16 protein-coding genes are annotated in these 13256 nt (G+C 36.9%); 14 read left to right on the forward strand and 2 right to left on the reverse strand.

The genetic code is table 11. The features are described from left to right. Positions 1-14: 14 nt before the first annotated feature. The 5 genes from VTHSUH11_RS06345 (at position 15) to VTHSUH11_RS06365 (ending at position 4760) form a co-directional block, all read left to right on the forward strand. A complete protein-coding gene (locus tag VTHSUH11_RS06345; RefSeq protein ID WP_059361881.1) occupies positions 15-464 on the forward strand; it encodes a VanZ family protein in 450 nt (149 codons plus the stop codon). Between the two features lie 271 nt (positions 465-735). After that, positions 736-1533 carry a CpsB/CapC family capsule biosynthesis tyrosine phosphatase gene (locus VTHSUH11_RS06350; protein WP_181143917.1) on the forward strand — a complete coding sequence of 266 codons (798 nt, stop codon included), beginning with the start codon at positions 736-738 and terminating at the stop codon, positions 1531-1533. Between the two features lie 245 nt (positions 1534-1778). Further along, positions 1779-3929: an anaerobic ribonucleoside-triphosphate reductase gene (gene nrdD / locus VTHSUH11_RS06355; RefSeq protein WP_105093045.1), complete on the forward strand. Its 2151-nt coding sequence runs from the start codon at positions 1779-1781 to the stop codon at positions 3927-3929. Between the two features lie 128 nt (positions 3930-4057). Beyond that, complete coding sequence (nrdG, locus tag VTHSUH11_RS06360; protein WP_105093046.1) at positions 4058-4555, forward strand: anaerobic ribonucleoside-triphosphate reductase activating protein; 498 nt, start codon at positions 4058-4060, stop codon at positions 4553-4555. Between the two features lie 10 nt (positions 4556-4565). After that, positions 4566-4760, forward strand: a complete 195-nt coding sequence (locus VTHSUH11_RS06365; RefSeq protein ID WP_071824883.1) for a hypothetical protein — start codon at positions 4566-4568, stop codon at positions 4758-4760. A gap of 135 nt (positions 4761-4895) precedes the next feature. Here VTHSUH11_RS06365 and VTHSUH11_RS06370 read toward each other — a convergent pair whose 3' ends face one another. Together VTHSUH11_RS06370 and VTHSUH11_RS06375 are read right to left on the reverse strand one after the other, a co-directional pair. Further along, positions 4896-5444, reverse strand: coding sequence for a gamma carbonic anhydrase family protein (locus tag VTHSUH11_RS06370; RefSeq protein WP_059361884.1), 549 nt, complete (start codon positions 5442-5444; stop codon positions 4896-4898). 11 nt (positions 5445-5455) lie between these two features. Further along, positions 5456-6409: a nitronate monooxygenase gene (locus VTHSUH11_RS06375; protein ID WP_059361885.1), complete on the reverse strand. Its 954-nt coding sequence runs from the start codon at positions 6407-6409 to the stop codon at positions 5456-5458. 309 nt (positions 6410-6718) lie between these two features. Between VTHSUH11_RS06375 and VTHSUH11_RS06380 the strand changes: the two genes are divergently transcribed. From VTHSUH11_RS06380 to fabG, 9 genes are all read left to right on the forward strand, one after another. After that, positions 6719-6853: a rubredoxin gene (locus tag VTHSUH11_RS06380; RefSeq protein WP_004693422.1), complete on the forward strand. Its 135-nt coding sequence runs from the start codon at positions 6719-6721 to the stop codon at positions 6851-6853. 101 nt (positions 6854-6954) lie between these two features. After that, positions 6955-7470: a YceD family protein gene (locus VTHSUH11_RS06385; RefSeq protein ID WP_105093047.1), complete on the forward strand. Its 516-nt coding sequence runs from the start codon at positions 6955-6957 to the stop codon at positions 7468-7470. Between the two features lie 25 nt (positions 7471-7495). After that, complete coding sequence (gene rpmF / locus VTHSUH11_RS06390; RefSeq protein WP_059361887.1) at positions 7496-7672, forward strand: 50S ribosomal protein L32; 177 nt, start codon at positions 7496-7498, stop codon at positions 7670-7672. 306 nt (positions 7673-7978) lie between these two features. Continuing rightward, positions 7979-8542 carry a transcription factor FapR gene (fapR, locus tag VTHSUH11_RS06395; protein ID WP_059361888.1) on the forward strand — a complete coding sequence of 188 codons (564 nt, stop codon included), beginning with the start codon at positions 7979-7981 and terminating at the stop codon, positions 8540-8542. Positions 8543-8545: 3 nt separating this feature from the next. Continuing rightward, entirely contained in the window at positions 8546-9574 is a 1029-nt protein-coding gene (plsX, locus tag VTHSUH11_RS06400; protein WP_059361889.1) for a phosphate acyltransferase PlsX, read from the forward strand. Then, entirely contained in the window at positions 9558-10553 is a 996-nt protein-coding gene (locus VTHSUH11_RS06405; protein ID WP_105093048.1) for a beta-ketoacyl-ACP synthase III, read from the forward strand. Before plsX ends, VTHSUH11_RS06405 begins: the two co-directional genes overlap by 17 nt. A gap of 15 nt (positions 10554-10568) precedes the next feature. Continuing rightward, positions 10569-11513 carry an enoyl-[acyl-carrier-protein] reductase FabK gene (gene fabK / locus VTHSUH11_RS06410; RefSeq protein WP_105093049.1) on the forward strand — a complete coding sequence of 315 codons (945 nt, stop codon included), beginning with the start codon at positions 10569-10571 and terminating at the stop codon, positions 11511-11513. A 12-nt stretch (positions 11514-11525) separates the two neighbouring features. Further along, the gene (gene fabD, locus VTHSUH11_RS06415) at positions 11526-12467 is read left to right on the forward strand and encodes an ACP S-malonyltransferase (RefSeq protein WP_059361892.1); all 942 of its coding nucleotides are present in this window, start codon (positions 11526-11528) and stop codon (positions 12465-12467) included. 1 nt (position 12468) lies between these two features. Next, positions 12469-13212, forward strand: a complete 744-nt coding sequence (gene fabG / locus VTHSUH11_RS06420) for a 3-oxoacyl-[acyl-carrier-protein] reductase (RefSeq protein WP_105093050.1) — start codon at positions 12469-12471, stop codon at positions 13210-13212. Positions 13213-13256: the final 44 nt, after the last annotated feature.

The following is a 13256-nucleotide window of genomic DNA, read 5'->3' on the forward strand; positions in this document are numbered from 1 at the left end:
GGTGAGGAGAATAGATGTTAAAAAAACATTGGATAAGCTTTGCTTTAGTTATTCTCGTTATTCTTTTTATATGGGATAATTCATTACAAAATGATGTTTCCTCAGATGGTTTTAGTCTTAGAATAACTCAATGGTTAAGTCCATTACTTTATAAATTTGGATTCACAGGTGATGTGTGGTCCCTAAATCGCATTGTGCGCAAGATGGCCCATGTCTTTGAATTTTCCGTACTCGGAGGCTGTTTGTATATTGCGCTTCATCAATTTAATCGAGAATATGCTGGTCTTAAGGTAATTGCTATTGGTCTTGCTATAGCAGGGCTCGATGAATGTTTACAGTTGACTAGTGTAGGTAGAAATGCATCAATTCGCGATGTAGCAATTGATACTGCTGGTGTTATTATTGGTGTAGTAATTGTTCAGCTAATACTATCCATCTACCGCTCTTTCAGTCATAAATCTTAGAACTATAAGATTTCTATATTTATTTTTTTAGATATTTAAATGTGATAAAAAAGACTTTTATGATTTTTCATAGAAGTCTTTTTTTTGTGAAATTTAAATGAAAATATAAATTAACTTTTAATTTGAAACAATCAAATATTATCAAAAGTTTAGGTATAGGTACTTTTCAAGACATAGAAAGATTGATATAATATGAATACAAAATGAATTTAATGGTTGAGAGAATTATATCGAGGTAAGGGGCGATATAATGATTAAAATGGGGAAGAACATGAAACGCATATTAGATTTACAAACACATATTTTGCCAGGCATAGAGGAGGGGAAAGGTCCTCAAACTATGGCTGAATCTGTACAAATGATTAAGGGGTTAGTTGCGTCTGGTATTACTGATATTTTCTGTACGCCAAAGGTAAATACTCACAATTTATATAGTATCCTTGAAACACTATCAACTGATGTGGAAAAAATGGTGCATATCGTGAATAAACAAAATATTAATGTTACTCTACATAAAGGTGCTGTTGTCGAGCTAAGTGACAATATGCTTGCATATATTAGCAATCATAGAGAATCTCTTGTACTAGGAAACAGTCATTTTATGTTGGTTACTGTTCCTGAGAACTGTAAAGTTTATCATGTAGATGCGTGGTTACAAGAATTATGTGACCTAGGGATTACACCGATTATTAGTGAAGTTGAATGTAACAGTTTATTCTTTAATCAACCAGAACGCCTATTGCAATGGGTTGATAAAGGAATTTTATTCGAATGTAATATTACATCCTTCCAACACCACTCTGAGCACTATAAACGTGCATTAGATTTGTATACAAATGGTTTAATACATTTCTTTGGCACTGGTTATGATGCAATACCTAATCATTATGAAAGTTATGTAGAAGCCATTTCTAAGCTTGATACAGAGTATAAAAAAGATTTACTTAGCGATGTACGATTAAATGAGCGTGATTTACTAGCAGACCGAGTTTTTTATCCTGCCGTACCAGAACATTGGATTGGACAAAGACCTAATTTTTGGACTCGTCTTTTATCATTTGCTTTATAAAATAAAGAGTTTTTTGTTATGCTATTTTAGTATAACGAAAAACTCTTTTTTTTACATGATATTGTATTTTTTATTGCAAATGAACACTATATATAGTATACTGTGAAAGCAGAAAGAAATATGAAATTCTATGTTAATTTCTAGATTTCTCGTATTAATAATATAGATAAGTATGGTTTTTCCATACTTTTTTGTATGTAATGACATTAATTAATTCGGAGTATGGGAAACGGGGAGGTTCCGAGATGTTGCAGGTCATTAAACGAGATGGTACAAAGGTACCTTTTGATAAACATAAAATTGCAATAGCTATTGAAAAGGCAGAACATAGTAGTACGGGGTTATATGAATCTGGCTTAGCTGAGCGCATTGCTGATGAAATTGAAGCATATGCTATAAAACTTCAAAAGGATATGACAATCTATGCGATTGAAGATCAAGTATATTATAAGTTAATTGAATATAATAATCCTGCAACAGCTCGTGCATATGAAGGTTATAAAGCGGTACAAGCTTTCAAACGCCGTCAAAATACAACTGATGAAGATGTAATTGGTTTATTAGATCGTAGCAATGTAAATGTTCTTGATGAAAACTCTAATAAGGATGCTGCTATTGTATCTACACAACGCGATTTAATTGCTGGTGAAGTGTCCAAGGATATTGCTCGTCGTAAATTGATTCCTACAGATATCCTTGAGGCTCATGATAGTGGTGCTATTCATTTCCATGATATGGACTACATCATTCAACCAATGTTTAACTGCTGTCTAATCAATTTAGAAGACATGTTAACTAATGGCACTGTTATCAATGGTAAACGAATCGATACACCAAAATCATTCCAGGTAGCATGTACGGTAACGACTCAAATTATTGCACAAGTAGCATCTGGTCAATATGGCGGTCAAAGTATTAATGGTATCGATCGTATTTTGGCACCATTTGTACGTAAATCATATGAAAAGATTCTCAATAATGTTATTGAAGAACAAGTTGAAATTTACGGTATGGAGCCTAATATGGAAAAGGCTCGTGAAATCGCATGGAAACGTACTCGCAAAGAGGTAAAAGACGGTATTCAAACCATTCAATATCAAATTAATACATTGATGACTACGAATGGACAATCTCCATTTGTTACACTATTCATGTATTTCCAACCAGATTATGAGTACGCAAAAGAAGCGGCTTTAATTACAGAGGAAATTTTACGTCAACGCATTAAAGGTGTTAAAAATGAGGCTGATGTGTATATTACACCAGCATTCCCAAAACTTATTTATGTGCTTGATGAACATAATGTAACACCTAATAGCCCTTATTACTATTTAACAGAGCTTGCTGCTCAATGTACAGCTAAACGCATGTACCCTGATTATATTTCCGCTAAAAAAATGAAGGAAAATTATGAAGGTAATGTATTCAGTCCTATGGGCTGTCGTTCGTTCCTATCTCCATGGCAAGATGAACAAGGTAATTATAAATTTGATGGCCGATTCAATATGGGCGTAGTAAGTTTAAATTTACCACAAATCGGTATCTTAGCTCGTGGTAGTGAAGAAAAGTATTTTGAAATTTTAGACAAACGTCTCGAATTAGCTGAAAAGGCATTAATGCTTCGTTACAATTTATTAAAAGATGTAGTGAGTGATGTGTCTCCAATCCATTGGCAACATGGTGCTATTGCACGACTTAAAAAAGGTGAAAAAATCGCTCCATTCTTGACTGGCGGTTATGCTACAATTTCACTTGGTTACATTGGTATTTACGAAGCGTGTCGTTTGATTACGGGTGAATCTAATACAGGTGAACATGGTCGTGTTTTTGCTATGAAAATTATGGATCGTTTGAACCAAGCTATTAATGAGTGGCGTGAAAAACATAATTTAGGCTTTGGCCTTTATGGTACGCCTGCTGAAAGCTTGACAAATCGATTCTCATCCTTGGATCGTGCACGTTTTGGTATCATCGAAGATGTAACAGATAAAGGTTACTATACAAATAGTTATCATGTTAGCGTTCGTGAAGAAATCAATGTGTTTGATAAATTTGCCTTTGAATCTGAGTTCCAAAAGAAATCAACTGGTGGCTGTATTTCTTATGCAGAAATTCCTAATATGTCAAACAATATTCCAGCTGTATTGACGATGATTCAATATATTTATAATAATATTTCTTATGCTGAGTTCAATACGAAATCTGACTATTGTCACGAATGTGGCTTTGATGGTGAAATCAAGGTTAACGCAGACAATCAATGGGAATGCCCACGTTGTCATAATACAAATCGAGATAAACTAACAGTTATTCGCCGTACTTGTGGTTACCTTGGTGAAAACTTCTGGAATGAAGGTCGTACAAAAGAAATTAAAGATCGGATAATGCACATTTAATTGCATTAAAATAGTAATGGTAAAAGCTGTGCCAATGGCACAGCTTTTACTATGTAAATGATAAATTGAAATATATCTATATGTTTGATTCAGTCAAAATTAATCATAGCTAAGATATGGGGGTCATTATGAGATATGGACAGATTCGACAATATGATATTGCCAATGGGGAAGGGATACGGACATCAATCTTTGTAACTGGTTGTACCCATTGTTGTTATAATTGTTTTAATGAAGAATATCAGGATTTTAATGCTGGTCAAGAATGGACTGATAAAGAAACACAGCTAGTTGTGTCTTATGTAAAAGATCCTAATTGTGCTGGCCTTACCTTGTTAGGCGGTGAACCATTTCAAAATGTAGATGGTATGCTAGCCATAGTGAAAGCAGTACGTGAAGCAGCGCCTGAGAAACCTATCTGGGCTTACTCTGGCTATGTTTGGGATGATATTATATCTGATCCATCGCGCTGTAGCTTAGTGGAACAAATCGATATCCTCGTGGATGGTCGATTTGTAGATGAGTTAAAAGATCCATCCTTACGATTTAGAGGCTCTTCTAATCAACGAATTATTGATGTACAATCTTCGTTGAAACAGGGTGAAGTAGTACTGGCTATGGAGTGATACAGAGAGTATGTTAGATAAACGTTTACTTGGTTTAATAATAATCGTTGGCCTGGTGGCGGGCTTAATCGGTTCTTTTTATACCCATTTGTTACATTATATCCAGCATTTTATGTATGCCTATTCCACGTCAGATGGTTTGTCCTTGGCTATGGGGGCTGCTTTGATAACTCAGCAGATTGTAAAAGCAAGATTCCAATTATAAAACAAAACTGTATACTATATCGGACGATATTCTGATAATAAAGAAATAGCGACTAGTTGATATCCTATAATCAATTAGTCGCTATTTTGCGTGTGAAGGCTCTATTTATAGAAAACCTTATTTTTTACATTGTAGCTATACAATTTTCGCGTTTTTATCGTATTCTTCGCCACCGCAATCTGGCAACATGCCATATTCAACAGTCCATAAGTGTTTATATTTCAATGCTTGGTTATGAATTCTTTCAACTTGAGATTCATCAGTACGTACTATGCGAGCTGGAATACCAACGACCAAAGAGTATGGAGGTATTGTTGTATTTTCTTTTAGCACAGCGCCCGCTGCAATGATGGAACCAGTACCAATATGACAACCACTTAACACGATAGCACCCATACCAACTAGAACATTATCCTCTAATGTAGAAGCATGAACAATAGCACCATGACCAATTGTTACATAGTCACCAAGAACACAGGCTTTATCATCGTCAACGTGAAGCACGGAGTTATCTTGTACATTAGAATAACGACCTACAATGATTTTATTAACATCGCCACGAAGAGCACAGTTTTGCCAAATAGATGCAAACTCTTTAAGCTCTACATCGCCTGCAAGTTCAGCCCCAGGCATGACACAAGATTTTGGATCTAATTTGGGATATTTTCCATGAAATGGTAACATAGAACCTCCTATTAAATTACTTCAATAAAACGTTGTGCTTTACGAATAGCCATGATAGCTTCATTGATAACAGAGTGTACAATTGCTTGAGCTGGTTCAATGGCATTAAGTCTATTGAGTGCTTGACCTACTTGTACAGCACCATTAACTACATCGCCATCGATAGCAGCTAATTTATTTGTACCTTGAGACATTTTACTACGTTCTTCTTTTGTTGTAACACCATCTGTTTCAGCTGCAATATACCGATCTGTAAAGTCACTGCGCAAGCTACGAACGCCACCATGACCAGAGAGGAGGCCTGTTACAACGGAGTCGGTATCAGTAGCTTTGATAATAGCTTCTTTCATATTTTGATGGGCTTTACACTCTTCAGCGAGTAAGAAACGGGAACCCATTTGAACGCCTTCCGCACCCATGAGTAAAGCTGCTGCTAAGCCTCGACCATCAACGATGGAACCAGCTACTACAACAGGAATATCAATTTCTGGTAAAATATTTTCCATCAAGGACATTGTTGTTTGCGATCCGATATGTCCACCAGCCTCCATGCCTTCTACGACGATTGCATCGGCACCAGCATCTTGGATACGTTTTGCCAATTTCAAGGAAGGAACAACAGGAATAACTTTGATGCCTGCTTCTTGGAATGGTTTGATATATGGAGTAGGGTTACCAGCACCTAATGTAACAAAAGCAGGTTTTTCTTCGATGATAACATCTACTAACTCATCCTTGTTTGGCGCCATAAGCATTAAATTAACACCGAATGGCTTATCTGTTAATTCTTTGCAAGCTCGGATTTCATTACGAGTCCAATCTGCATCGCGACCGCCTAATGCGATAACACCTGTTGCACCAGCATTTGCAACAGCAGCTACTAGTGTAGCTTCAGAAACCCAAGCCATTGCACCTTGAATGATAGGGTATTCAATATTTAGTAATTCAGTTAATTTCGTTTTCATGTAACCTCCTATAAATAATTATATATCATTATATACAAATTAAAATCTAAATTATGGTATATAAATTAAACTATACTACCATGAAATTATGATACTAGTATATCATAAAAGTTTAATTGATAATAGATTTCATTAATAGAAGTAATTGTAAAACTAGTAAATATCGACATAAATGTCATTATAATTAAAAATAAAAAATAGAAAAATGAGTATTGAAAACTTTCGATATCTTTGTTATACTATGTACAGACGAAGTATCTCAAAGATATGAACACATTTATATAATCTCAAGTGAAGGAGGAAATAGACATGGAAAAATACGTATGCGTAGTATGTGGTTGGGTTTATGACGAAGCTGTAGAAGGCGTTAAATTCGAAGATCAACCAGCTGATTATGTTTGCCCAATTTGCGGTGTTGGCAAAGATCAATTCGAAAAAATGTAATTAATACATTACAAAGGCTATCTTAAGCATTATTGAGATAGCCTTTTTTATTTGACAAAGCACCCTGTCATGTTTATAATATTATAAGTCGAGGTAAGATTATGAAACTGCAAGTAGAGCAAGCAAAAGAACATATAGGAAAGAAATTTCCTTATAGCTATACGATGCCGAGTGTAGAACTTGGTAGTGACGTAGTTGCTTTTCCTTGGAGCCGTCATGATATAACCATCAGTGGTGAGTTTTGGTTTGATGGTCAAAATTACATCGTTCAAGGTTCAATTGAATCTAAAGGTGATTACGATTGTTCTCGTTGTTTGAAAACAACGGAACATGAGCGAAATGATTCCTTCGAGGAAATCTATAGTGATCGTAGAGATGCCGAGGATGATGCGACTCCTTTCAACGGAGAGGAGATTGACTTAACAGAACTAATTAGGGATACATTAATCATCAATGAGCCCTCTCAAGTGTTATGTCAGGATGATTGCAAAGGATTGTGCGTTCATTGCGGAGCAAATTTGAATGTTTCACCGTGTTCTTGTGAATCCTTTGTGGTGGATCCTCGATTTGCAGAGTTACGTGCTTTGCTTGATGAGAAAGATGATAGATTATCCTAATGATTGTACTAAGGAGGTGCAGATAATGGCAGTACCTAAACGTAGATTATCTAAATGCCGTCGCGATCGTCGTCGTGCGAATTGGAAATTAGAAGCTCCTGGTTATGTAGCATGTCCACAATGCCACGAACCTAAGATGCCTCATCGTGTTTGCCCTACATGTGGTCACTACAAAGGTGAACAAGTAGTAGCAAAAGCTTAATGTAAGCATGTAAAACACCTACACATATGTGTAGGTGTTTTTTCTATATAAAAAACAGTATTTTTACAATTGTCTAGTCTTTCAATAGGCAGATCGGCTACATAATTGTAAGAGTGTTGTTTTAGAAGCTGAATATATGTAATGTATTAACATCTAATTTAAAGATTAACGAAATTTAAAATAAGAACAATATTTAGTATATTACAATAAAGTATAACACTATATATACGAAAAACCTTGCCAATATGGGAAATATTATATATACTTAGGATGTAATATTAATACTAGGTCATAAAAGGTGGTCCCATGAGTAGGTTGAAGAAGCAAGAAAGACAGAAACAGTTAACTGAAAAACTGAATATTACGCCTTTTCTTACTGATGAAGAGTTGGCATCGCACTTTGGTGTCAGTGTGCCTACAATTCGACTTGATCGATTAGAATTGGGAATTCCTGAATTGCGTGAACGTATTAAGGCTATGGCTACCGGTCATGCTCAGGAAGATCAACCTGAACCAATACAACATGAAATCGTTGGCGAATTGATAGATGTTACAGAGGGAAAACAAGCTCTTTCTATGTTGCATACGACGCCAGATATGGAAGATCGTTTTGGTTATATAGATCCACAGTATTTGTATGCTCAAGCAAACTCCTTAGCGAAGCTTGTAATGGGGACAACTGTTTGCTCCGCAGAGGTAGGGAATATTAAATATAAAAATCCAGTAGAGTCAGGCACCAATTTGGTTGCGAAAGCAGAAATCGTTCGACGCCGTGGTGATAAGTACTTTATTTGGGTTATAATTAGAGATAAAATAAAAGAAGTGTTTAGAGCTAAATTTATCATGGAGTCTGTGGAGAATCGGGTGTAGTATATGAAAATTGCAATTGACGCCATGGGTGGTGATTTTGCTCCCTTGGAAACCGTCTTAGGCGCTTTGGAAGCAGTGCGAGAAACAAAACATATCGATGTAGTTCTCGTAGGCGATGAAACTCAAATTAATAAAATTTTAGAAGATAATAATGAAATAAATAATCCGCGTGTTACTGTGCATCATGCTAGCGAAGTGATTGGCATGGATGAGCATCCAGGACAAGCATTGCGTAAAAAGAAGGATGCTTCTGTCGTAGTTGCTACAGCATTAGTTCGAAGCAAAGTTTGTGATGCTGTTATCGCACCAGGAAGCACTGGGGCAGCGGTTGCTGCTGCATTATTTGGATTAGGTCGTATTAAAGGTATCGACAGACCGGTTATTGCGACGCCTATGCCTACTGTAAACGGTATTACTGTTATGTTGGACTCTGGTGCCAACTCTAACAGTAAACCTAAACATCTTGTGCAAGGTGCCTTAATGGGTTCTGAATATGCAAAACTATTATTGGGTAAAGAAAATCCTACAGTAGGCCTTTTAAATATTGGTGAAGAGGCTACTAAGGGTAATGAAGTTGTATTGGCTACGTATCCAATTTTAGAAAAAATGAAAACTATTAACTTCAAAGGCAATGTTGAAGGCCGTGATATTCCAAAAGGTGCGGTGGACGTTGTCGTATGTGATGGGTTCGTTGGTAATGTAGTTCTTAAATTTGCGGAAGGTCTTGTAACTAGCTTGACACAGCTTATTAAGGATAGCATTATGGGTGGCAGTATTTTTGCAAAAATCGGTGCTATGCTTATTAAACCAGCATTAAAACCTATAGCTAAAAAATTAGACCACACTGAAAGTGGTGGTGCACCTCTTTTAGGTGTTAATGGTGTATTTATGATTTCTCATGGCAGTTCTAAGGCAAAAGAAATAAAGACTGCTATTAAAATAGCTACCGATTTAGTAGAACGTAAAATTATTGAGCAGATTCGACAAACAGTGGAAATTGAAGGAGCCGTAAAATATGAGTATGATGAGTAAACATGTCGGTATTATTGGTACAGGCAGCTTCCTTCCTGATAATGTAGTAACGAACTTTGATTTGGAAAAGATGGTTGATACAAATGACCAATGGATCAGAGAACGTACTGGCATTGAAGAGAGACGCATTGCACCAGAAGGTATGAACACATCCTATATGGCTACTGAAGCAGCAAAAAAAGCACTTCAAATGGCTAACTTAAATGCGGAAGATATCGACATGATTATCTTTGCAACACTGACACCAGATATGATAATTCCATCTGCTGCTTGTGTATTACAAGCAAATTTAGGTGCTAAAAATGCGGCTGCTTATGATCTACAAGCGGCATGTTCTGGCTTTGTATATGGCTTAATTACCGCTCATAGCTATATTAGTTCAGGATTATTTAAAAATGTACTAGTGGTAGGTGCAGAAGTACTATCACGCCGTATTAACTGGAAAGATCGTAGTACATGCATCCTATTTGGTGATGGCGCTGGTGCAGCTGTTGTATCAGAAGTTCCTGAAGGATATGGCATTAAAGGTGTTGACTTAGGTGCTGATGGTACTGGTGGGCCAGCACTATGCATTCCAGCTGGTGGTACTGCTGTTGTAGCTAATGACCAACGTATCGAAGAGGGGTTGACCTTCGTTCATATGGATGGCCCAGAAGTATATAAATTTGCAGTTAAAACAATGGGGAGAACAGCATTAAAATCATTAGAGCGTGCTAATATGAATTTAGAGGAACTGGATTTCTTTATTCCTCATCAAGCTAATATTCGTATTATCGATTCAGCTGCTAAACGTTTACACATGCCAAAAGAAAAGGTATTTGTAAATTTACATAAGTATGGGAATACATCTGCTGCATCAGTAGCGATTGCGTTAGATGAGGCTAATCGTCAAGGTTGCTTAAAACGTGGTGATAATGTAGCACTTGCAGGATTTGGTGCTGGTCTTACCTGGGCTAGCCTCGTCTTGAAATGGTATTAAGGAGGAAACATCAAGATGATTAAGACAGATATTTGTGATTTGTTGCAGATTGAATATCCAATCTTTCAAGGTGGTATGGCTTGGTTAGGAACTGCAGAACTTGCATCAGCTGTATCTGAAGCTGGCGGCCTTGGCATCATTGGTGCAGGTCATATGCCACCAGATGTTTTCCGCAATGAAATCCACAAAGTAAAAGAACGTACTAGTAAACCGTTTGGTTGTAACATTATGCTTATGTCTCCATTTGTAAAAGAAGTTATGGAAGTAGTCGTTGAAGAACGCGTTCCTGTTATTACAACTGGTGCAGGTAATCCAGGTATTTATATTCCAGCATTGAAAGAGATTGGTACAAAGGTTATTCCTGTAGTGGCATCTGTATTATTAGCTAAACGTTTGCTTCGTGGTGGCATTGATGCGCTTATTGCAGAAGGTACTGAGTCAGGTGGCCATGTTGGTGATATTACAACAATGGCATTGTTACCACAAGTTGTAGATGCTGTCGATGTTCCAGTTATTGCTGCTGGTGGTATTGCAGATGGTCGTGGCGTAGCAGCTGCGTTTGCACTAGGTGCTCATGCAGTTCAAATGGGTACACGTTTTGTCCTATCTGAAGAATGTATCGCTCATGAAAACTATAAAAACGCTGTATTGAAAGCAAAAGATCGTTCTACTGTTATGACTGGTCTTACAACAGGTCATCCAGTTCGAATTATCGACAATCAATTAGCACATAAATATAAAAATCTTGAATTTAATGGTGGTTCCAAGGAAGAATTAGAAAATCTTGGCGCAGGCACACTTCGTAAAGCTGCTATTGAAGGTGATGTAAAAGAAGGTTCTGTTATGATTGGTCAAATTGCAGGTATGTTGCAAGATGTTAAACCATGTAAAGATATCATTGTTGATATTATGACAGAAGCTGAAGCTGTTATTAATAACTTACAAAGATTTGGTAAATAAGGAGGATATCCTATGAAAACAGCATTTGTTTTTCCTGGTCAAGGTTCACAAAAAGTAGGTATGCTGCAAGATTTATATAATGCATATCCTATTGTAAAACAACGTTTTGAAGAAGCTGACGAAGCATTAGGTTATTCTATTACTAAATTATGCTTTGAAGGTCCTGATACTGAATTGGTTAAGACAGCTAATACGCAACCTGCCATTTTAACTGCTTCTGTAGCTTGCTACGAAGTATTAAAAGAACAAGGCTTTACACCTGATATTGTAGGTGGTCATAGCTTAGGTGAGTACAGTGCGTTAGTAGCTGCAGGTGTTTTAGATTTTAAAGATGCCGTATATGTAGTTCATAAACGTGGTGAATATATGCAAGAAGCAGTGCCATTAGGTAAAGGTGCTATGGCGGCTATCCTTGCATTGCCAAGAGAACAAGTTGTTGAAATTTGCCAACAAGTAAATGATACTGTAGGCTCTGTACAAGCAGTTAACTTTAACTGCCCAGGTCAAATCGTTATTGCTGGTGAAACAGCAGCTGTGGAGACAGCAGCAGAAAAAATGAAAGAAGCTGGTGCAAAACGTGCCGTTATGCTTCCTGTAAGTGCTCCATTCCATAGCCGTCTTATGGAACCAGCAGCTGTTCGCTTAAAAGAAGAATTAGATAAAATTCAAGTTAACGATGCTCAAATTCCAGTGGTAGCTAATGTAACAGGTAAGATTTTGACAAATGCTAGCGATATTAAAGAGTCTTTAGTAACTCAAGCTGCTAATCCTGTATTGTGGGAAGACTGCGTAGCAGAAATGGTTAACTTTGGTGTAACTCGATTTGTAGAGGTTGGTCCTGGTAAAGTATTAACGGGATTCACTAAAAAAATAAATAAAGAAATGGAATTAGCTAATGTAGAAGACATTCCATCCTTAGAGAAAACGCTTGAATTTTTAAAGGGGGTTCGATAAAATGCACTTAGAGGGTAAAGTAGCTCTCGTAACTGGCGCATCTCGTGGTATCGGTCGCGCTGTTGCTATTCAGCTTGCACAATCTGGTGCTGATGTAGCTGTTAACTATAGTGGTAGTGAAGCTGCCGCTCAAGAAACAGTTGATGCTATCTTAGCATTAGGTCGCAAAGCGATTAAAATTAAAGCCAATGTTGCAAACGCAGAAGAAGTGGCAGCAATGGTAGAAGAAACGCATAAAACATTTGGTCATATCGATATCTTAGTAAACAATGCTGGTATCACTCGTGATGGCTTGCTTATGCGCATGAAAGATGAAGACTTTGATGCAGTTATCGATATCAACCTTAAAGGTGTATATTTGGTAACTAAGGCAGTATCCAAAATCATGATGAAACAACGCTCTGGTCGCATTATTAATATGACTTCCGTTGTAGGTGTAATGGGTAATGCGGGCCAAGCAAATTATGCAGCTTCTAAAGCAGGTGTAATTGGTTTTACTAAATCTTGTGCAAAAGAATTAGCTAGCCGTGGCATCACAGTTAATGCTATTGCGCCTGGTTTTATCAATACTGATATGACCGACGTATTGCCTGAAAAGGTTAAAGAAGCTATGGTAACACAAATTCCGTTGGGCCGTATGGCTAACCCAGAAGAAGTGGCTGCCGTAACAACATTCCTTGCTAGTGATTTTGCTAGCTATGTTACTGGTCAAGTTATCAATGTAGATGGTGGCATGGTAATGTAGATACAAAATTAGACTATATATAAATCTCATTTGAAAGGAGGTGA

Source organism: Veillonella tobetsuensis, assembly GCF_002959935.1.
Lineage (GTDB): Bacteria > Bacillota > Negativicutes > Veillonellales > Veillonellaceae > Veillonella > Veillonella tobetsuensis.